The sequence below is a fragment of the Rhizobium sp. No.120 genome (assembly GCF_054558365.1).
On the sequence record NZ_BAAJNQ010000015.1, the window covers coordinates 21,507 to 42,344 of the forward strand.

Annotated in this window: 21 protein-coding genes; 12 read left to right on the plus strand and 9 right to left on the minus strand. The window is 58.3% G+C overall.

Annotation, left to right across the window (positions count from 1 at the left end):
• Positions 1-110: 110 nt before the first annotated feature.
• The 6 genes from ACYJRZ_RS27360 to ACYJRZ_RS27385 are packed head-to-tail and all read right to left on the minus strand — an operon-like array spanning position 111 to position 5,227.
• Entirely contained in the window at positions 111-716 is a 606-nt protein-coding gene (locus tag ACYJRZ_RS27360; RefSeq protein WP_459463977.1) for a deaminase, read from the minus strand.
• A gap of 13 nt (positions 717-729) precedes the next feature.
• Complete coding sequence (locus ACYJRZ_RS27365; RefSeq protein WP_459463979.1) at positions 730-1,737, minus strand: nucleoside hydrolase; 1,008 nt, start codon at positions 1,735-1,737, stop codon at positions 730-732.
• Positions 1,734-2,567: a nucleoside phosphorylase gene (locus ACYJRZ_RS27370; RefSeq protein ID WP_459463980.1), complete on the minus strand. Its 834-nt coding sequence runs from the start codon at positions 2,565-2,567 to the stop codon at positions 1,734-1,736. The genes ACYJRZ_RS27365 and ACYJRZ_RS27370 overlap by 4 nt, the downstream gene beginning before the upstream one ends.
• Before the next feature lie 22 nt (positions 2,568-2,589).
• A complete protein-coding gene (locus ACYJRZ_RS27375; protein WP_459463982.1) occupies positions 2,590-3,561 on the minus strand; it encodes an ABC transporter substrate-binding protein in 972 nt (323 codons plus the stop codon).
• Positions 3,562-3,591: 30 nt separating this feature from the next.
• Positions 3,592-4,404, minus strand: a complete 813-nt coding sequence (locus ACYJRZ_RS27380; protein WP_459463984.1) for an ABC transporter permease — start codon at positions 4,402-4,404, stop codon at positions 3,592-3,594.
• On the minus strand, positions 4,394-5,227 hold the full coding sequence (locus ACYJRZ_RS27385; protein WP_459463986.1) for an ABC transporter ATP-binding protein: 834 nt from the start codon (positions 5,225-5,227) through the stop codon (positions 4,394-4,396). Before ACYJRZ_RS27385 ends, ACYJRZ_RS27380 begins: the two co-directional genes overlap by 11 nt.
• A gap of 177 nt (positions 5,228-5,404) precedes the next feature.
• Here ACYJRZ_RS27385 and ACYJRZ_RS27390 point away from each other — a divergent pair, with 177 nt between their 5' ends.
• Positions 5,405-6,343, plus strand: a complete 939-nt coding sequence (locus ACYJRZ_RS27390) for a LysR family transcriptional regulator (RefSeq protein WP_459463988.1) — start codon at positions 5,405-5,407, stop codon at positions 6,341-6,343.
• A gap of 168 nt (positions 6,344-6,511) precedes the next feature.
• Here ACYJRZ_RS27390 and ACYJRZ_RS27395 read toward each other — a convergent pair whose 3' ends face one another.
• On the minus strand, positions 6,512-7,153 hold the full coding sequence (locus tag ACYJRZ_RS27395) for a GntR family transcriptional regulator (RefSeq protein WP_459463990.1): 642 nt from the start codon (positions 7,151-7,153) through the stop codon (positions 6,512-6,514).
• 176 nt (positions 7,154-7,329) lie between these two features.
• Between ACYJRZ_RS27395 and ACYJRZ_RS27400 the strand changes: the two genes are divergently transcribed.
• The 7 genes from ACYJRZ_RS27400 (at position 7,330) to ACYJRZ_RS27430 (ending at position 14,532) form a co-directional block, all read left to right on the plus strand.
• Positions 7,330-8,754 (plus strand): M20 family metallopeptidase, encoded by a 1,425-nt coding sequence (locus ACYJRZ_RS27400; RefSeq protein WP_459463992.1) that lies wholly within the window; start codon positions 7,330-7,332, stop codon positions 8,752-8,754.
• On the plus strand, positions 8,747-10,423 hold the full coding sequence (locus ACYJRZ_RS27405; RefSeq protein ID WP_459463994.1) for a M28 family peptidase: 1,677 nt from the start codon (positions 8,747-8,749) through the stop codon (positions 10,421-10,423). The genes ACYJRZ_RS27400 and ACYJRZ_RS27405 overlap by 8 nt, the downstream gene beginning before the upstream one ends.
• Before the next feature lie 59 nt (positions 10,424-10,482).
• On the plus strand, positions 10,483-11,337 hold the full coding sequence (locus tag ACYJRZ_RS27410) for a transporter substrate-binding domain-containing protein (RefSeq protein ID WP_459463996.1): 855 nt from the start codon (positions 10,483-10,485) through the stop codon (positions 11,335-11,337).
• 79 nt (positions 11,338-11,416) lie between these two features.
• On the plus strand, positions 11,417-12,136 hold the full coding sequence (locus ACYJRZ_RS27415) for an ABC transporter permease (protein ID WP_459463998.1): 720 nt from the start codon (positions 11,417-11,419) through the stop codon (positions 12,134-12,136).
• Complete coding sequence (locus ACYJRZ_RS27420) at positions 12,136-12,876, plus strand: ABC transporter permease (RefSeq protein WP_459464000.1); 741 nt, start codon at positions 12,136-12,138, stop codon at positions 12,874-12,876. Before ACYJRZ_RS27415 ends, ACYJRZ_RS27420 begins: the two co-directional genes overlap by 1 nt.
• The gene (locus ACYJRZ_RS27425; protein WP_459464002.1) at positions 12,873-13,640 is read left to right on the plus strand and encodes an ABC transporter ATP-binding protein; all 768 of its coding nucleotides are present in this window, start codon (positions 12,873-12,875) and stop codon (positions 13,638-13,640) included. The genes ACYJRZ_RS27420 and ACYJRZ_RS27425 overlap by 4 nt, the downstream gene beginning before the upstream one ends.
• A gap of 34 nt (positions 13,641-13,674) precedes the next feature.
• Positions 13,675-14,532, plus strand: a complete 858-nt coding sequence (locus tag ACYJRZ_RS27430) for a transporter substrate-binding domain-containing protein (protein WP_459464004.1) — start codon at positions 13,675-13,677, stop codon at positions 14,530-14,532.
• A gap of 407 nt (positions 14,533-14,939) precedes the next feature.
• Here ACYJRZ_RS27430 and ACYJRZ_RS27435 read toward each other — a convergent pair whose 3' ends face one another.
• Positions 14,940-15,191 (minus strand): hypothetical protein, encoded by a 252-nt coding sequence (locus ACYJRZ_RS27435; protein ID WP_459464006.1) that lies wholly within the window; start codon positions 15,189-15,191, stop codon positions 14,940-14,942.
• 252 nt (positions 15,192-15,443) lie between these two features.
• On the opposite strand from ACYJRZ_RS27435, the gene ACYJRZ_RS27440 reads away from it, so the two are divergent.
• From ACYJRZ_RS27440 to ACYJRZ_RS27450, 3 genes are read left to right on the plus strand one after another with little or no spacing between them, the layout of a single operon-like run.
• A complete protein-coding gene (locus ACYJRZ_RS27440) occupies positions 15,444-15,998 on the plus strand; it encodes a MaoC family dehydratase (protein ID WP_459464008.1) in 555 nt (184 codons plus the stop codon).
• Between the two features lie 6 nt (positions 15,999-16,004).
• Complete coding sequence (locus ACYJRZ_RS27445; RefSeq protein ID WP_459464010.1) at positions 16,005-17,165, plus strand: CaiB/BaiF CoA transferase family protein; 1,161 nt, start codon at positions 16,005-16,007, stop codon at positions 17,163-17,165.
• Complete coding sequence (locus tag ACYJRZ_RS27450; RefSeq protein ID WP_459464012.1) at positions 17,162-18,310, plus strand: extracellular solute-binding protein; 1,149 nt, start codon at positions 17,162-17,164, stop codon at positions 18,308-18,310. The genes ACYJRZ_RS27445 and ACYJRZ_RS27450 overlap by 4 nt, the downstream gene beginning before the upstream one ends.
• A 124-nt stretch (positions 18,311-18,434) precedes the next feature.
• Here ACYJRZ_RS27450 and ACYJRZ_RS27455 read toward each other — a convergent pair whose 3' ends face one another.
• On the minus strand, positions 18,435-19,220 hold the full coding sequence (locus tag ACYJRZ_RS27455) for an IclR family transcriptional regulator (RefSeq protein WP_459464014.1): 786 nt from the start codon (positions 19,218-19,220) through the stop codon (positions 18,435-18,437).
• A gap of 166 nt (positions 19,221-19,386) precedes the next feature.
• On the opposite strand from ACYJRZ_RS27455, the gene ACYJRZ_RS27460 reads away from it, so the two are divergent.
• Positions 19,387-20,697, plus strand: a complete 1,311-nt coding sequence (locus tag ACYJRZ_RS27460; protein ID WP_459464016.1) for a type 2 periplasmic-binding domain-containing protein — start codon at positions 19,387-19,389, stop codon at positions 20,695-20,697.
• Positions 20,698-20,838 lie beyond the last annotated feature (141 nt).

Here is a 20,838-nt window from a genome sequence, read left to right on the forward strand (position 1 = left end):
ACTTTCCTCGAATGATATTATGGTGGCTTGGTCCTCGGCGGACCCGGCTGCTCGAACCGGGAATCTGCCTGTGAACTTATTCTTGCGCATAGAAGGGCGCAGCCCGTGCATCAGTTCAGCGGTATGGCGTTTTGATGCTTGCCCTGCTGACAGAGCGCCGACAATGAAACGTATTTGTCTGCTATTGCGGATGCGCGCTCTTCGAAATGCGAACGCATCGTTTCGTCTGAAACGGCGATCATGTCGCGAATGAACCGGCTATGCCAAAAGGCGTTTTGGCGCCGGTATTGTCCAGGGGCCAGTCCAAAAACCTCCTTCAGAATCTTCAAGTCGTGCGGAATGCTGAAGGCGTCGCGGGAATCTTCATGCGTGAAGAATGAATAGAAGTTGTCGAACCCCGCCCAGGTGATTGCCGAAAGGCACATGGGACAAGGTTCGTGCGTGGACAGAAAGATCAGATCCTTCGGAGACGGTCTTTCTGCGGCCGGCTGTTCGGAAAACCGCTTGAGAGCATGGATCTCGCCATGCCACAACGGACTTTCCATCTCATTGTTCGTTTCCGCCAGTACGACGGAGTAGTCGTCTTTTCGCAACAAGGCGGCTCCGAAGATCTTGTTGCCGCGCGACACGCCCTGCTGTGTCAGAGGCAGCACATGGTCCTCAAGTGCGGCCAGAAGTGCATTCAAAAGCAGGTTTTCATCTCTCGGAACAGCCATTGCGTGTCATTCCTCACGATGCCAGAAGGCAGGGAATATGCGTTCCAAGCAGCATGCCAAGCACGCGATTGGCGTCTACGCTGACTGCAACCTTCTGGTCGGGCGCCATATCCCATTCGCCGGGTGGATAAAGGGTTCCCCAGTCGCGTTGAATCGTCTGCCCGACCGCAACTCCCTCCGTTGCGACGCGGATCGGCCCCGATCGCACCTTGAACAAGGATGGATCGACCAGGTAGACGGCAGCGGTAGCATCGTGAACGTAGTAGCCGTCTATTCCGAACTGCGCATGAAACGCGCAGTATCCTTTGGATATTTCGACAATAAAGCGGCCTGCCTCGCCACCATACGCCGCCAGGCGATTGAGCTCTGCCGGTCCCATCACAACCTGTCGGGTGACATCGAGGCCAATTGCGGTGACAGGCCATGCCGCGCCGAACACCTCGTCGGCCGCAAGAGGATCGCCGATGATGTTTGCTTCGGCCACCGGCGTCACGTTTCCATTGTGTCCGGAGAGCGAAAACGCACCGCCCATGATGACGACGTCCTTGACGAGGCTGGTGATATCGGGCGCCTCCCTCAGGGCCAGTGCAAGATTTGTCAATCGGCCGACGGCCAGGAGCGTGACCTCACCTGGATTTTCCCGCACCGTGTCGATGATGAATCTGTGCGCTGGTCGCGGGTCCAACTCTGGGAGGTGGGACTCATCCAGTACAATGTCTCCAATGCCGTTCTGGCCATGGATATGAGCCGGCGGCAGGCTTGTCTCGCCGGCAAGCGAGATGCCGGCGCCACGCGCGACCGGTGCCGGAATGGCGAAACGTTTCTTGAGATAAAGAGCGTTGCGTGTGACCGTATCGATGTCGGCATTGCCGAAGACGGTGGTAACGCCAAGGAGTGTGACATAGGGATAAGCGTTAAGGAACAGAAGCGCTGTCGCATCATCGACGCCAGGGTCCGTATCGAAAATGACCTTGAGCGATCTGTTCCGTGTAAGGGTTTCCGGGTTCCGCATCGTCGTCATGCTCTCGCCAGGAGCGTCGGGAAGAAGTGTTTCTTGCCTGCTTCGGCTTTTTTCGCATCCCAGCCAGCGAGAATGACCACCGCGCGGCTGGCAACGGCACAACACCTTTTTATCGAATCGGCGGAATCCTCGCGTTTGCGCGTGATGCGGTTGGCACCCACGGAGCATATCATCCCGCCGCGAAACCCGAACAATTGTGCCAGCGTGAATATGGTGGCTGCTTCCATCTCGAAATTTGCGACCTTGGCCTTCTGCAGGTCATCGATGACATGGTCCATTTTCGACTGGCGAAAACCGCCCGGCATCGGATTGACCTCACCAGCGTAGAAACTGTCGACGCTGGCGGCGAGACCCACATGATAGCGTTCGCCCATGTCTTCGGCCGCCTGGATCAACGCCATCAACACCTCATGATCGGCGACCGCTGGATAGGATCTGTCGACATAGGCATCGACGGTGCCTGAAAGGCGGAGCGCGCCAGTCGAGATGACCAGGTCGCCAGGCTCGATCTCCGGCTGAAGAGCTGCGCAGGAACCGACGCGGATGAAGGTATCGGCTCCGCAATTCGAGAGTTCCACAACAGCAATGTCCGTCGAAGGACCGCCAACGCCGTGAGAGCAGGCGGTAATGTCGACACCATCGAGTGTGCCGCGCGCCGTCCGGTATTCACGGAAATAGGCGACCTCTTCATAGGAATCCCAGGAGCTTCCGACGACCGGCACGCGGCCGGGGTCGCCAGGGGTCAGGACGTAGCGGGAAACATCGCCGGGCCTGATCTTCAGGTGCATTTGCAAGCCGCCAGGATGAATGGGCGTGTGTTGGATCGTCATGATTATCTCCTCAGCTGCGCAATTATTTCGGGGGGATGAATTCGGTCGAATAGGTCTTCGAGACGTCGACCGCGGACTTCAGATCGCCGAATTCCCGAAGCGTTTTCTCGGTCTCGCCGATCACCGCGCCGTCGAAGGCGCAAGCGCCCCTGGCGCGCGAGAAATCGGTGTAGACGAAGCTTTCCTGCAGCTCCATCTGCTTGGCCTGCTGTACCGGATCGAGCTGGTTGTTGAGGCCGACGACGGTCTTTACGGCCTCGTCCTTGTGAGCGTAGGCATAGTCATAGCCTTTCTGCGTGGCCGCCACGAAACGCTTGACCAAATCCGGATTGCCGTCGACCGTCTTGCGGGCTGCAAAGATTACTTCGGCATAGGTGCTGATACCGAAATCGGAGGGCAGTAGCGTGGATGTCTTGTGTCCCTGCAGGTCGAGCGCGACCGCCTCGTTTATGACGAAGCCGGTTTTGGCGTCGACAGAGCCGTTGACCAGGAGCTGGTCGCTCGGCGACACCACGAGTTTGATCTTCTCGAGCGGTACGCCAGCCTTGGCGAGCATCGCCTTGGTCAGTGCCCATGGACCGCCTTCATTGTACGCGAGCGTCTTGCCGACCAGATCGGCGGGTTTCTTGATGTCGCTCTTCTCCAGGGAAACCACGCCGGCCGGATGCCGCTGGAAGCATGCCGCCACCATGACGAGGTCCATGCCATTGGCATCCCCCAACAGGATCTGCCCGACATCATTCGTTCCGAACGTATTGGCGCCTGACGCCACGAGAGCGGTCGAATTCAGGTTGGGCCCGCCTAGCATGATATCAACGTCGAGGCCGGCATCGGCGTAGAAGCCTTTTTCGCGGGCCATCACGTAACCGGCGGATTGCACGTTGAGGAGCCACGGCAAGCGAAGCGAGACCTTGTCGGCCGCAAGAGCTGGCGCCGAAACAATGACGGGAGCCAGCATGAGGGCAGCAAAAAGGGCATATGCACATGATCTCATTGCAAAGTCTCCGAATAGGTTGTGAATGGTTCAGGCGTCCATGCTGGCTTCGGGCCAGAACAGACTGATTTTTTCGACGACGACCACCAGGTAAAACATGAGAATGGTTGCGACGGATGACGCAACGATCGCCGAAAACAGCATGGCGGCATCCTGCTGGTAACCGGCCGTGACGATGACCGTGCCGATCCCAAAATTGGCGCCGGTGAATTCCGCCACGATGGCACCGATAACGGCGGTACTCGAGCTTACCTTGGCGGCCGCGAAAATATAGGGAAGGGCGGCGTAGAACCGCGCATGACGAAAGACTTGCGCCTTTGTCGCCCCGATGACCGAAAGAAATTCCAGGCTTTGCCGATCGACGGTGCGCAATCCCTTTACGGCGTTGACCAGTGTCGGGAAAAAGCAGGCGATTGCGGCGATCGCCACTTTGGGCTGTAAACCGAAACCGAGCCAGATGGTGAGAAGTGGAGCGATGGCAAGGATGGGGATTGCCTTCAACGTGATCGCCCACGGAAAAAGTGCCCGTTCGGCGGCTCTGGAATAAAGGAATAGCGCAGCCAGCGAAACTGCGAATGCCGTGCCGATGATGAAGCCGAGAACCGCAGCAGCCATGGTCCAGGCTAGATTTTGCAAAAGCATGTCACGTGCTTGCCAGATTTTCACGCCGATGGCGCTGGGAGATGGCAGCAGATAGGTCGGAACGGAGAAGACCCTGACCGCGACCTCCCAGAAGATCCCGATTGCAACGAACAGTCCGATAGCCGGTGCGAGATCGATGATGCGTGAAACAACGCGGGCGACGGCAATTTGCGTGGAGGGTGCGACGGAATCATTGCTCATGGATCAATGCCTCCAGATCCCGCATTTGAGACACATACTCCGGACTGGCGCGCAACGCGGGATCGCTGACGCGTGGATTGAGAACGGAAACGATCGATTTTACCCGGCCGGGGCGGGGAGCCATGACGACGATCTGATCGGAAAGATAAAGTGCCTCGCTGAGGGAATGCGTAACGAATACGACCGTCAAACCCCGTGCGTTCCAGATGCGGATCAATTCATCATGCATCTCCTTGCGCGTTAGGTCATCAAGCGCGCCGAACGGCTCGTCCATCAGCAGAATGTCTGGCTCGTAGGACAAAGCGCGTGCGATCGACACGCGTTGTCGCATGCCGCCGGAGAGTTGGGCCGGATAATGATCGGCAAAGGCATCCAGATGGACGAGATTAAGAAGATCAAGAACCTTGTCTCGACGCTCAGCGGGAGATCCGGCACCAAGGATGGCCAGAGGAAGTTCTACATTCTGGAAGACCGTCTTCCAGGCAAAGAGGCTGGCATCCTGAAACACGAAGCCGAATTTCTTGCGGCGCTGGTACTCGACCGAGGAAAGGCCATGAACGCATACCTCACCCTTTGTTGGCGGAAGGAGATTGCTGATAATCCGGAGTAAAGTCGACTTGCCGCAGCCACTGCGACCGATGATCGATATGAAGCGATTTTCAGGAATGTTCAAGTTGACGCTGACCAGCGCCTCGACACTTGCCCGCTTTCCGGGAAAGGACATGGACACATTTCTGATCTCGATCGCGGCACGCAGTGGGGATATGTCTGATACCGTCTGTTCAATCGAGGAAAAAACCTCCCCCACGGGTTTGATCAGCATTTCAATCCCCTGCGTTGCGATTGTCCTGAAATGATCCACTGCCCATTTTGTGGCATCGCTGAAGACGCCTCATCGACTTCTCTTCAGTAATATCGATGATATGGCTGTCGGATGGCCTTGCACCAGCAGATTTATTGGTGCTCTCTGCTCGAATATTTCGCTCGCTTGGAGGTTGGCATGGCGCTTCTCAAGACATCGCTTATTCACTTCGACGCCGCGATCCGGCATGGCTCCATCCGTAAGGCGGCGGAAAGTCTGAACGTCGCGTCCTCGGCGATGAACCGCCAGCTTCTCCAACTCGAGCAGGAGATCGGTGTCGAACTTTTCGAGCGACTACCGCGTGGTATTCGTCCGACAGCAGCGGGGGGTGTCCTTCTGAGCTACATCCGGCGCTGGAGCAGGGAGGTGGCACTGGTCAAGCAAGAGATTGGCAGTCTCAGCGGCGGTGTGCGAGGCACGATCCGCATCGCCGCCGCGGAGACCTTTACCGAGGACCTGTTACCCAACGCAATGATGAAACTGCAGGCCACTTTCCCGCATGTGAGTTATACGCTTATCTCCGGCGACAACCAGCGCATCACCAACGAGCTTCTGGCAAAGGAGGCGGATCTCGTGCTCGCCTATGATGTCAGCGATCATGTGCGTGCCGAAAGAGCATATTCGATCATCGATCCGATCGGAATTATCACCGCTCCAGATCATCCATTGTCGAGAAAGGAGGTTGCGACGCAGGCCGATATTGCCGAATGGGCGCTCATTGCGCCTGGCCATGACTGGCTCCGGCATAGCGGTTTGAAGCATGTTTTCGAGGGAGAGCAGGCTCCTGGCCGCATCGTCGCTCGAGCGGAGCGGCCCGGTATTCTCAAGGCTCTCGTTCGAGCCGGCCTGGGTATCGCTTTCCTCTCGTTGCTTGGCGTGGAAAAGGAAGTCTCCGAAGGCAAGCTTGCGTGGATACCACTTGGCCCAGGTATCATGGAACCGGCGCAGATTTCACTGCTGATACCACGTGGCCGCGTACAACCCGTCTACATGATGGAATTCATAGAAATCGTGAAGGGCGAGCTGAGCGAGTATTTGCGCGTCAATCGTCAGGGTCTTGGGACCTTGCATATGTGAGATCTCTGCCTGTCGGGGTTGGGTAATCGAGGGGTCTGTTCAAGCAAGCCGTGGCTATGGCTAAGCGTAAATTCAATAAATCGTGGTTGTCGTCCGATTAGAACTACGGGGGTCGCGGGTTCGATGCCCTTCAAGAGCACCAATCCGCACCCTTCTATTCCAAACCGGTTAAGCCTGAAGAATGTGCCTGCGCGTCAGTTCCATTAGGTAACCGACATCTTGCCTTTCTATTGCGTCCACCATCTGCTGATGTTCTCGGCCGGATTGTTCGATGCGGGCGCGTGTTCGCCATTGTGAGACGGGGGCAGACGAGGTTCGCTGCCGAATTTCCGTAATCAGCTCCACGAGCTCTTGGTTGCCGGCAAGAGCCAGCAAATGACGGTGGAAGGCGAGGTTGGCTTCGTAAAGTTCAAGCATGGTGCCGTTCAGCACCAGATCGTCGAAGCGTGAAGCAAGAACCCGCAACTTCGCAATATCTGCCGCGCTCGCATTCGCAACGATACGGTCGCTGACAGCGACTTCAAGAATGATGCGAATGTCGCTCACCTCCTGGGCGCGGCGTCCATCCTGCTCATGGACGTGATAGCCACGATTGGGAATATGCTCCACCAGCCGCTTCTGCACCAGCCTGTCGAGAGCCCGTCGAACTTCAGGCCGTGTACAATTATACCGTCGTTCGAGATCGATCTGCTTCAGCCAGGTTCCGGGCGGGAGTCGACCGGCAAGAATATCCTGAAGGATGAGCTCGGTCACGTCAGGCGTTGGCGGCTCTTGTGCTTGCGCTGTCGCTTCGGCTTCCAGCGAATTCATGCAGTTCTCCCCAGCCTCCCGGTTTCGGCGATGACTATCATAGCTCTTCTTTGGCCCACAACGAGCGCGATATCGGTGCTGAAAAAATATTCATGCTTTTCTCTTGCGTAGTTATTCCAATTGGCGCATAAATTGGCGCCAATTTGATTACCATTATATGAGGCGGTTTGTAAATCATGCAAAATTCCGATGCGGTCTGGGATATTGTCGAAAAAAAGCGCGTGGCCTTCTTCGAGCTGAGCGACCGGATCTGGGACATTCCGGAGACGAATTACCTTGAGTACCAATCCGCCGAAGAGCATGCACGCCTGCTGGAAAATGAAGGTTTCCGCGTTCAGCGCGGCATTGCCGGCTTGCCGACGGCGGTCATGGGGGAAGCGGGCGAGGGCGGCCCTGTGATCGCGATCCTTGGCGAGTTCGATGCTCTGCCGGGGCTGAGCCAGGAAGCTGGCATTGCCGAGGAGCGACCGCTGGTCGACGGCGGCAATGGTCATGGCTGCGGTCACAATATGCTCGGTGCCGGATCGATGCTTGCTGCGGCTGCCGTCAAGGATTTCCTTGCGGAGAACGGTTTGAAGGGGCGGGTGCGCTATTATGGATGTCCCGCCGAAGAAGGCGGCTCTTCCAAAGGCTTCATGGTCCGTGCCGGTGTTTTCGACGATGTCGATATCGCAATCTCCTGGCATCCGGCAGCCTTTGCCGGCGTCAACAATCCCATCTCGCTCGCCTGCAACGAAATCAATTTCCATTTTTCAGGCCGCGCCTCGCATGCCTCCGCCACGCCTCATCTCGGCCGCAGCGCCCTCGATGCGGTGGAGTTGATGAATGTCGGCGTCAACTATATGCGCGAGCACATGCCGTCGACCGCGCGCATCCACTATGCCATCACCGATGCGGGCGGCGCGGCGCCCAACGTCGTGCAGGCACGCGCCACGGTGCGCTATCTCGTCCGCGCGAGAACCTTGCCGGAGCTCCTGTCTCTGGTTGCCCGCGTCAAGAAGGTCGCCGAAGGTGCGGCCCTGATGACCGAGACGACTGTTCGCAGCGAGATCATCAGCGGCGATGCCAATCTCGTCGGCAACACGCCGCTCGAAGAATGCATGTTCTCGCATCTGCAGCGGCTCGGCCCTCCACAGTTCGATGATGCGGACCGGGAAATGGCCCGCAAGTTCCAGCAGACCTTTAATGCGGAGGATATCGCAGCCTCCTACGGCCGCTTTGCGCTGAAACCGAAGAAGGACCAGCCGCTTTGCGAGGAGATTTTCCCGCTGAACGCCGGCGATGGCACACTGGTCGGCTCCACCGATGTCGGAACTGTGAGCTGGGTGGTGCCAACAGTGCAGATGCGCGGCGCGACCTATGCCATCGGCACGCCCGGCCATTCCTGGCAGCTGGTCGCCCAAGGCAAGCTGCCGGCTGCTCACAAGGGAACCGAGCATGCCGCCAAAGTGATGGCCAGCACGGCCGCCGATCTCATCCGTAATCCCGCATTGATCGAAGCAGCCAAGGCCGATCACAAGGCGCGCCTTGAAGGGACGCCTTTCGTCAACCCGATCCCCGATGACGTCGAGCCGCCGCTACCGGAGAAGGCCTATGCCTGACTTGGCCCTGCAGCCAGACCGTGAACAGCTGATGGTGCATATCCGCGAGTTTGCCCGCCGGGTGAAGTTGTCGGGAACGCCGGAGGAGCTTGAGAGCTTTGAATACCTTCAGGCGCAGATGGACAGTTACGGGTATCGCACACGGCTACTGTCGCATGACGCCTTCATCAGTCTGCCCGGCGCGGCAAAGGTTGAGATCGAAGGCGAAAGTCTTCGTTGCATCACTCATTCAATGTCGATCTCGAGTGGGGCAGGAGGTATAAGCGGCGACCTCGTCTATGTCGGCGAAGGGACGGAAGCCGATTTCGTCGGAAAGGACGTGGCCGGCAAAATCATTCTGGTCGACGGAATTGCCACCGAAGAAGTCGCCGCACTCGCAAGTGTGGCCGGCGCTCGCGGCGAGCTTCATGTGAGTCCGAACGAACATCTCTACGAAATGTGCGTGTCGCCGGTTTGGGGCAGCCCATCGCAACATACGCGGGCCCAACTCCCGAAGACGGTGATCTGCACCATCGCCAGGGAAGATGGCATGCGCCTGCGCGAACGGCTGGCGCGCGGCGAAAAGGTGCGCGCAACGCTCATGGCAGAGGTCGACACCGGATGGCGCAAGACACCGCTCCTTGTTGCCGAGCTTCAGCCAGCGGGTGAGAATGAGCCTTTCGTGCTGTTTTCGGGCCATCACGACACCTGGCATTTCGGTGTCATGGACAATGGCGGTGCTAACGCGACGATGCTGGAGGCGGCACGCTTGCTTGCCCTTCAGGCAAGTGATTGGCAACGCGGCTTGCGCGTCTGCTTCTGGTCCGGCCATTCACACGGACGCTACTCCGGTTCGGCTTGGTATGCCGACGAATATTTTGACGAGCTCGATCGCCGTTGCGTGGCTCATGTCAACGTCGATTCCACCGGCGGCGAGGGGGCGACCATTCTCACCAATTCCGGCGTCATCGACGAGTTGAAGCCTCTGGCGGCCGAGGTCATCGAGCGGCTGACGGGGCAAAAGCATGCCGGCAGACGCCACGGCAGAGCCGCGGATCAATCCTTCTGGGGTGTCGGCATCCCCTCGATGTTCGGAAGCCTCAGCCATCAGCCGCCCGGTCCCGTCAAAATGCTGACGGCGCTCGGCTGGTGGTGGCACACCCCACATGACACGGTGGAACATATCGATCCCGACAATCTCCACCGGGATACACAGATCGTGCTGGAGATACTCTGGCGCCTGTTGACCTCACCGATCCTGCCATTGGACTATACCGTTTATGCGGATGAGCTTGGTAAACAGGTTGCTCAGCTGCAGACAGAGCTCGCCGGCCGCATCGACATCTCGGTTCTTGCAAACGCAATCGACGAGCTGCGCGGCAATGCGAAAGCCATATTGGAGGTGAAGGAGGTGTCTGCCGCCAAGGCGGCTCGTATCAATACTGCGCTCATGCGCGCCGGCCGCCATCTCGTTCCGCTGAACTATACGAGCGGCGAGCGCTTCCATCATGATTCCGCCCTACCGCACCCGGCCTGGCCGTCGCTGGAGGGGCTGCGAGCGCTGGCGGCGCTGCCTATGGCATCGTCAGAGACAGCTTTCTACGCCGTCCATGCCCGTCAGGTGAGAAATCGCCTCGCCCATGTGCTGAGGGAAGCCAACGCAGCATTGCATGCGGGCCTGGAGGACTGACGCAGTCATATCTCAAACTAAACAAACGGCACTTCGAAGCCGAAAAGAGGGAACTGAAAATGAAGAATAAAAACCTGTTTGCCGCCCTGTTCGGCGCCATTGCTTTCCTAGCTCCGCTTGCGGCCGGCGCGAAGGACTGGACGCATGTCAAGGTCGGCATCGAAGGCGCTTTTCCGCCCTGGAACCTCATGGATTCCAGCGGCAAGCTGGCCGGCTTTGACGTCGATCTCATCAATGACCTCTGTAAGCGCGCCAAGGTCGATTGCGAACTGATTGCCGGCGAATGGAATGCGATGATCCCGAGCCTCAATGCCGGCAAGTTCGATCTGGTGATGACGCTCGGCATCAACGAGAAGCGTAAGCAGGTGGTCGATTTCACCGTGCCCTATGCAAGCGGCGTTGCAAGCTTCCTGCTTGTGAAGGATGGGCCGGTCTCTTCTCTGCCGATGACCGGCGAGCGGCTGAATCTGAACGACAAGGCCAAGGCCGACCCTGTGATGGCCGAAATCGGCAAGGCCCTCAAAGGGAAGACCGTTGGCGTGGTTCAATCGACCAGCCAGGAGCAGCTGATCAACAGCTATTTCGGATCCGATGTCACCGTGCGCGCCTACAAAAATTCCGGCGAACGTGACCTCGATCTGAAGGCCGGGCGCATCGATGCCGGTTTCGATAGCGGTGTTTACGAAACCTCCGTGCTCGGCAAACCCGGCAATGACGATCTGATGATGTCGGGTCCGCTGGTGAAGGGCGCGATGCTAGCAACCGAAGTCGCGCTCGGCATGCGCAAGGGCGAAACCGATCTGAAGGCCAAATTCGATGATGCCATCAAGCAGGCGGCCAAGGACGGCACGATCAAGCAACTCTCGGAGAAATGGAGCAAGATCGACCTGACGCCGACCTTCGACGCCAATTGAGCGCTTTTTGTCCGCGTCACCTTAGTCGAGGCTAGACAATGTCACTTGCTGCAAAAATCTGCTATCCAAGGGCAGGATCATGAACCAGCCGGGTTTATTTGAGCTTGCTGGCTTCGGCCCAGAAGGCTGGGGGCATGCCCTTCTGGCCGGAGCGTGGATGACCATTCTGGTTGCCATCGCCGGTTATGCCGTCGGCGCCTGTATCGGAACGCTCGGGGCATGGGCCAAGATCGCCGGCAATGGTTTCGCTCGCGCCACGGCCGATGCTTATACGACGGTGCTGCGTGGCATTCCCGATCTGCTGGTCATCTATCTCTTCTATTTCGGTGGCAGTGCCGCGGTCACAGCGATCGGCAAGCTTTTCGGCGCAGAGGGGTTCCTCGGCTTTCCGGGCTTTCTTGCCGGTTCGCTGGCGGTGGGCGTCACATCCGGTGCCCAGTTTACTGAGGTGTTGCGGGGTGGGTTCAAGGCGGTACACCCAGGCGAGATAGAGGCTGCCATTGCTTGCGGTATGCCGCGCTGGCTTCGCCTGCGGCGGATCATTGCGCCATTGACCCTGCGCCATGCGCTTCCCGGTCTTGGCAACGTCTGGCAGGTCGTGTTGAAGGAGTCGGCACTGGTGTCGATCACCGGCGTCGCCGAACTCCTGCGTCAGGCCCAGGTCGGAGCTGGATCCACCGGGCTTCCATTCGATTTCTACCTGATTGCCGGCGCGATCTATCTGATGATCTCGACCTTTTCGAGCCTCATCATCCAGCAGGCCGAGCGGCGCCTGTCGCGCGGCGTGAGGAGGCGTTGATGGATTGGCAGTTTCTCGCAGAAACATTCCTGAGCCTGATCGCTGCAATCCCGCTGACGATCGAGCTTGCCGTGACGTCGATCTGCCTCGGCGCCATCCTGGCGCTGCTGCTGGCGCTTACCCGTCTCTCCGGTATCGCCGTGCTGGATTGGTTCGCGCGGCTCTATGTCTTTATCTTCCGCGGCACACCGCTTTTGGTGCAGATATTTCTCATCTATTACGGCCTCGGTCAGTTTCCGGCCATACGGCACAGCATTTTCTGGCCGCTCCTGCGCGATCCCTACTGGTGCGCGGTTCTGGCGCTGACCTTGAATACCGCGGCCTATGCCAGCGAAATCATTCGCGGCGGCCTGCTCGCGGTACCGTACGGTCAGATCGAGGCTGCTCGCGCTTGCGGCATGCATCGCTTTCTGATGTTTCGCCGGATCATATTGCCACTGGCGATCCGACAGGCCTTGCCCGGCTATGGCAACGAAATGATATCGATGGTCAAGGCGACGTCGCTTGCCTCGATCATCACGCTGATGGAGGTAACGGGCGTTGCCGCCAAGATCATCTCGGAGACCTATAGGGCAATTGAGGTCTTCGTGGTCTCCGGGGCGATCTATCTCGCCATAAATTTCGTGCTGACGCGTCTCATTCAATTTGCCGAATACGGGCTGAGCCCGCATTTGCGCGCTCCTCTTGCCGTCACCCAAGAGAGTGGCGCAACGGCGACCTCCGCAGGAGAACAACAATGACGGCCACGCCCATTGCACTCAGCGTGCGTGATATGCACAAGAGCTTCGGGCCTGTCGAGGTTCTCAAGGGCATCTCCCTCGATGCGGCCGAAGGCGATGTCGTCTCCATTCTCGGCTCCTCGGGCTCCGGAAAATCGACCTTCCTGCGTTGCATCAATTTGCTGGAAACCCCGGATTCCGGTGAGGTGACCGTTGCCGGCGAAACGATCCGCATGCAGCGCAATGCCCGCGGCGCGCACCGTGCCGCGGATGGAAAGCAGGTCGACCGGATCCGTTCGCAGCTCGGAATGGTGTTCCAGAGCTTCAATCTCTGGTCTCACAAGACGGTTCTCGAAAACCTGATCGAGGCGCCGATCCACGTTCAACGCCGATCCCGTGCCGAATGCATAGAGGAGGCGGAGGCGCTGCTCGCCAGAGTCGGCATTGCCGAAAAGCGCAATTTCTATCCCGCCCACCTTTCCGGAGGCCAGCAGCAGCGTGCCGCCATTGCGCGCGCTCTCGCCATGCATCCGAAGGTGATGCTGTTCGACGAGCCGACGTCCGCGCTCGACCCCGAACTTGTCGGCGAAGTGCTGCGCGTCATGCGCTCGCTTGCCGAGGAGGGGCGCACGATGCTGGTCGTCACGCATGAGATGGGTTTTGCGCGCGACGTCTCCAGCCGCGTCATCTTCCTGCACAGGGGCGTCGTCGAGGAAGACGGCAAGCCCCAGGACGTCTTTTCGAACTCGCAATCGGAGCGCTTCCGCCAGTTCATCAGCCAATAACGCATCACGCTCAATCAAGAAGGGGAACTTTAGCATGAAATATCTGACTGCAATTCTGACGGCGTTCATGATGATCGCCACCTTGGCCGTTTCGACGGCTGTACGTGCTGAGGAGAAGAAATGGACACATGTGACGATCGCGACCGAAGGCGCGTTTCGTCCATGGAACTTTACCAAGGCCGATGGCAGCCTCGACGGCTATGAAATCGAGCTGATCAAATATTTCTGTGCGCACATGAAGGTCGAATGCACGACCGTGATCCAGCCTTTCGACGGCATGATCCCGGCGCTGAATGCCGGCAAGTTCGATGCGATCATTTCCGGCATGTCGGCGACTGCCAAGCGCGAGGAAGTCATTGCCTTCAGCGAGTCCTACGGCACGACCGGGCAGACTTTTGCGACATTGAAAGACTCCCCGCTTGCTAACCTGCCTTTGAAAGGCGAAGTCTTTTCGCTCGCAACGGACGAAGCCGGCGCCGCCAAGGGGGTGAAAGAGCTTGAACCCTTGCTCAAGGGCAAGACGATCGGCGTGCAGACCGCATCGATCGCTGCGACCTTCCTCGATAAATACCTGGAGGGCATCGCCGATATCCGCGAATACAAGACAACCGAACAGCACGATCTCGATCTGAAGGCCGGCCGCGTCGATCTCATCATGGCATCCATGGCCTATCTTTCGACAGCAGCGGCAAAGCCGGGCAACGAGGACATGATCGTCGCCGGCCCGCGTTTCCAGGGGGGCATGCTCGGCCGGGGCAGTTCTGTCGGTTTGCGCAAGAACGACGTGGAGCTGAAAGCCATGTTCAACGATGCGATCGCCGCAGCCAAGGCGGACGGCACGATCGCTAAGCTCTCTCAGAAGTGGTTCGGCTTTGATGTTACACCGAAATAAAACCTCATTGAAATCCCTATTCAGAGCGAGGTTGGAGGGACATTGAAGTAACGCGCTTCATTAACCAGGTTGCATGAGATTGGCGTAGCGAAGGATACCCGCCGAACTGACACGGGCCTCGCTGCGCCGCGAAACTACGTATATTGGTTTCGCGCTGAAGAAATCGATGCGGATCGAGCTGCCCTGATGGCATATTTGGCAACGGTGTTTGGTTCGGTAGATGCGTTGAGCAGCACGGCTCGCCATGTGCGCGCAAAAGCACTTCCAACCGGCTTGCCGCGTTGAATTTTCCAAGGACCGATGAAACCTGATGTTCAATTGTGCGGACTGAACGTGAAAGGCGACGGGCAATTCCTTGTTGCTCATTCCCTCCAACAGAAGTCCAAGCACCTTTTGTTCGTTCGGGGTTAGTCCGAGCGGATGTTTCCGGGCGGCTGCGTATGGCCCCGTCGCCTCTTCGGCGGCAAATGGACGATACCGGCCTCGCGCGATAGTTCCATCGCGACCGCGATCGCCGGTTGCGCACCGATCTCATGCAGAATGTCGATCGCCCGGCGGAGCGACGAATGCTGCTTTTCGCTTCTGACCTGCAACAGAGAAAGCGCTGCTTCGTAAGGCTGCCCAAGCTCGAGCCACTGCTCGGCCGCCTCAAGCGGCACGTCTTCTTCCGTCGGCAATGTTTCGGACGATCGGTCCCATCCGGTCCGGGTTCATCTGATAGGCGGGCATCGGCTTGATCAGGCTCTCGGCGTCCTGAGCCCCTTGTTCATCAAGTCCCTATTCCGAAAAGACGTCGATACTCGGTTATTGGCTCAAACCTATCTGACTTGGCATCAACTCACCGGGCTTGCAAAAATAACTCATATGTGAAAATGATATTCACATAAGAACATTCATGGTCGGGAGGAGGCATGATCGTGAGCCAGGAGCCGACAGTCGGAATTTCGTCTACGCATCCGGCCGACATGCCGCAGGCGCATGCCGATCTGCCGGTATGGAATGCGGAAAACTGGTTCTATGAAGACTGGCCGAAGGGGCAAAAAATCCGCTCCCTGCGCCGCACGATCGGCGAGAGCGATAGGCATCTTTTCAATGTGCTAGTGACTGACATTCATCCCTATGTGCAGGATCAGATGTTTGCACAGAAGGAGGGCGCCTTCGGGCGGCGCCTTGTCGCCGGCGCCTTCGTCTTCTCCGCCGGGCTCGGCCTTGTCGCCACCAACTGTGTCAATGCCTTTTCTTACGGCTACGACAAGTTGCGCTTCATTAAACCGGTCTTCATCGGTGACACGATCTACGCCATCCGAACCAATCTCGATAAACGCCCCCGCTATAAAGAACTCGGTTTGATCAGGGCGAGCTATGAGGTCTTCAAGGGCGACGGAGAGCTGGTGCTCTACTGCGAGCACCTGCAAACCGTCAAATATAGGAATCCGGCCGATTTTGCCGGCCAGACAGAAAAGTAAAATGCGATGACGCAGTCCAGCGATCTTCCCTTAAGCGGCCTTGTCGTCGTCGACATGAGCCAGTTCCTCTCCGGCCCCTATTGTTCGCTGCGCCTGATGGATCTCGGTGCGCGGGTCATCAAGATTGAGCGGCCTGACGGCGGCGATCTCTCGCGTCGGCTCTATCTCAGCGATACGGAAATTGGCGGCGACTCGACGATTTTCCACGCCATCAACCGCGGCAAGGAAAGCCTGGCGATCGACCTCAAGAATGAGGCCGATCTGAAGGTGCTGCGCGCGCTTCTTTCGAAGGCCGATGTGCTGATCCAGAACTTCCGTCCCGGTGTCATCGAGCGCCTTGGGCTGCATTACGATGCGGTGAAGGAGATCAATCCGCGCCTCGTCTATGCGTCGATTAGTGGCTATGGCGATGAGGGCCCCTGGGTGAAACGTCCAGGCCAGGATCTGCTTGCGCAATCGCGCTCGGGTGTCATGTGGCTGAATGGCGATGAAGGCCAGGGCCCGGTTCCGTTCGGTCTGGCAATTGGCGATATGCTTGCCGGCGCGGCGGCCTGCCAGGGCATTCTCGCCGCCCTTGTCCGCCGCGGGATCACCGGCAGGGGGGCTTTGGTCGAGACCAGCCTCCTCGAGGCGCTTGTCGATTTCCAGTTCGAGGTGCTGACCACCTATCTGAATGACGGCAATCGGCTGCCGAAGCGGTCGAATTTCAGAAGCGCGCATGCCTATCTTGCTGCTCCCTACGGTGTCTACGCCGCTGCGGACGGTTATCTGGCGATCGCCATGACGCCGATCCGGAAACTTGCCGATCTCCTTAACATGCCGGAACTCGCCCCATATTGCGACGCGCCGTCGAGTTGGTTCCAGCAGCGCGATGTAATCAAGGAACTAATAGCCAGGCGTATCGCCACGAAGATGATCGACGAGTGGCTGGCGATCCTGGAGCCCGCCGATATTTGGTGCGCCAAGGTGCTGGACTGGAACGAGCTGATGGAGAGTGATGGCTTCAAGTCGCTTGACATGCTGCAAATGGTGACTCGTGAGGACAACGTCTCAATTCTGACAACCCGCTCGCCAATTCGCGTCGATGGCGTCCGATCGGTCTTTCATCGCGCCGCCCCGCGTATCGGCGAACATAGCGCCGCGATCCGCGAGGAGTTCGGGCTATGAGCAAGATCGCGCTGAAAGGAATGACCTGGAACCACCCGCGCGGCTACGATCCAATGGTTGCCTGCTCGCGGCTGTTCGAGGAGCAGACCGGGACCAATATCCATTGGGAGAGGCGTTCGCTGCAGGATTTCGAGAGCTATCCGGTCGAGGAACTGGCCCGCGCCTATGATCTCATCGTCATAGACCATCCGCATGTCGGCCAGATCACCAATGAAAAGTGCCTTACTCCACTTGATGTGCCCGGCCGCGAGGCCGAACGCGAAGCTTTGAGGAAGGGCAGCCTTGGTGCATCCTACCAGAGTTACTTCTGGGATGGACGCCAATGGGCCTTCCCGATTGACGCTGCGACGCAAGTGCAGGCCTACCGTCCAGACAGGATCGTGCGTGGCGCGGCAAGCTGGCAGGATGTCCTTGAGCTTGCTCGAAAGGGGCAGGTGCTTCTGCCGCTTCGTCCGCCGCATACCCTGATGTCCTTCTATACACTGTCGGCGAACCGCGGGCATCCGTGCCGGACCGAAGCTGGCCAATTGATAGATCTTGTCGCCGGTGCGGAGACAATCGAGATGATGCGCGAGATCACTGATCTGATCGATCCCGAATGCTTCGAGATGGATCCGATCGCAGTCTTGGAGCGCATGGCGATTGCCAGCAGCCGGGTCGTATGCGCGCCTTTGATCTACGGCTACATCAATTATTCGATCGAGGGCTTTCGAGATAGCCTGATCAAGTTCTCCGACATTCCCGCCACTGGAGATATTGGTCCGGCCGGTTCGGCACTCGGCGGCACGGGCATCGCGGTTTCAGCTTTCTCAAACCATTTGCAGCGGGCGATCGACTTTGCTTATTGGATCTCCAGCGCAGATATTCAGCGCAGCCTCTACACCAGCGCAGGCGGTCAGGCGGGGCATTCTGCGGCGTGGGAAGACGATCTCGCCAACGCAGCGACGGCCAACTTCTATCGCGCTACCCGCGCCACACTTGAGAGCGCCTGGGTTCGGCCCCGGCACGATGGCTACATGGCTTTTCAGCAGCTGGCCTCCGACAGATTGAACGAGGGTCTGAAGAAAAAGCAGAGCGCAACGACGATCGTTGCCGATCTGAATAGGCTATTTGGGGAGAGCTTTGCGGCAAAAAAACATGATTGAGCGCTGAACGCCTGAAATCGACGGATCGTTCAGTTTCGCTTTGATGATCAGATGCAGGTGGATGTCGATAAGCAACGCGTCCTGCCCCTGCGCTTATGCAGAGATTATTCAAATAAGAAGACCCCTAGTGCCTGACGTTGACATCAGATCCGACGAGTAGCGACAGTTGTTGTGCGGTCTTCTGCAGATGAGTGATCGTGCGTGTGATATCCGGTGCGTTCGGTGCATTGACCAAGGCGATGTAGGGGCAGGTCAAGGCCGCAATACCGCGCCCGTCCGGTCCCAGGATCGGTGCCGAGAGGTTGTAGACGCCAGCGGTCTGGACACTCGCCATCATTTCGTAGCCCCGCTCGCGAATATGATCGAGCCTTTCGTAGAATTCCGGCGTAAGGCGCGGATCGTCCTTGCCGCCTACATGCTCCGCGATCATCAGTTCGCGCTCTTCGGCACTCCGGAAGGCGAGCAGGACGTGGCCGGAACCGGTGTCAAACAGGTTCACGTGCGAGCCGACGCGGATCGAAATCCCCCAGTAATCCGGGGCTTCCTGCTGAGCGATGACCACGGCATAACCCCGATCGAAAACCGCGAGATGGTTCGCCTGCCGGGTCTTCTGCGCCAGATCGCGCATCAAAGATGTCGCGAAGGACGCCAGGCGCCGGGTTGGCGCATGCAGTTGCGAAAGGCCGAAGAGTTTGAGCGTCAGGGCGAAGCGATCGCCTTCGAGCTTCGTCACATAACCGCGGCGCACCAATCGGTCGAGCATGCGGTAGAACTCGTTCGGGCTGCGTTCGAGCCGCTTAGATATTTCTGCCTGTGTCAGGCCGCCCTCGACGCTGGCGAGTAGTTCCAAAATGTCGAGACCCTTGTCGAGCGCTGGGGCGCGGTAGCGGTCTGCGTCATCCATCTCCATGTGCGTTCTCCTGTGAATGATAGCTGCATATACGCAGACGAAGCATTCGGGAAGAGAAAGTTCCCCTTGACGCGACGCCTTTCTTGTCGTTTGTATATAAACATAAAACTCATATGTGAGGAGAACCGGCGCGCCAAACAAAGTCGCCGTTGTGGAGGAGAGGAATATGAGAAGATTGATAGCCAGTCTCGCGTCTGGGATTTCATTATTTGCATCGGTGGCCACTGCGGCCGATCTGCCGGGCAAATTTCCGGGCGTGACGGTCGACGCCAAGCTCATCGGCGGTCAGCAATACGAGCCGCTTTACGCCCGCATCGCCGAATGGGAGAAGGAGACGGGCGCCAAGGTCAACATTCTCTCGAAGAAGAACCACTTTGAGCTCGACAAGGAAATCAAGTCGGACATGGCCTCGGGCAGCATCTCCTGGTGCGTCGGCTCGAACCATTCGTCCTTCGCGCCGCAGTATCCCGACCTTTACACCGATCTTTCGAAGCTTCTGCCCAAGGAAGAAATCACCCAGTTCGTCGATTCCACCATTCAGGCCTCGACCATCGACGGCCGCTTGATCATGCTGCCGCGTGCGCAGTTCGACGTTTCAGCGCTGTACTACCAGAAGAGCTTCTATAACGACGAGGCCAAGAAGACGGCGTTCAAGGCCAAGTACGGCTATGATCTCGCCCCGCCAAAGACCTGGAAGGAAGTCTCTGATCAGGCGATCTTCTTCTCCAACCCGCCGAATTTCTTCGGCACGCAATTCCCCGGCAAGGAAGAGGCGATCAATGGCCGCTTCTATGAAATGCTGATCGCGGAAGGCGGTGAATATCTCGACAAGGATGGCAAGCCGGCCTTCAACTCCGAAGCCGGCGTGCGTGCGCTCGGCTGGTTCGTCAACATGTACAAGGCGAAGGCCGTTCCGGCCGGAACGACCAACTATCTATGGGACGACCTCGGCGCCGGCTTCGCGTCCGGTTCCATCGCGCTCGATCTCGACTGGCCAGGCTGGGCGACCTACTTCAACGATCCTAAGTCTTCGAAGATTGCCGGCAATGTCGGCATCGTGGTGCAGCCTGCCGGCTCGTCCGGCAAGCATACCGGCTGGTCCGGCCATCATGGTTTCTCCGTCACCGAAGCCTGCGCCCACAAGGATGCTGCCGCTTCACTCGTCTGGTTCCTGACAAACGACGATTCGCAGAAGCTCGAAGCGGCCAACGGCACCCTGCCGACCCGCAAGGCCGTATGGGATTGGGATATCCAGCAGGCCGCCTCCGACCCTTACAAGAAGGAGGTGCTGAGCACCTTCCAGGAATCGATGAAATACGCCTTCCCGGTTCCGCGCACGCCGCAATGGATCGAGATTTCCAACGTCGTCTATCCCGAGCTTCAGGCCGCCATTCTCGGCGACAAAAGCTCTAAGCAGGCGCTCGATGCCGCTGCCCATAAGGCAACCGACGTCCTGAAGGACGCAGGCGCGCTCTAAGCGATGCAACCGAAGTCCCGCGCTCTCAGAGCGCGGGGCTTCCGCAATCTGACTTCGAGAATCGCTTTCGATCGGCACCGTCAGGCGCCATCTGCGTTGCCGGTTTCGCGCCGGTCTCGTCCCAAGCAATCCATTCCACAC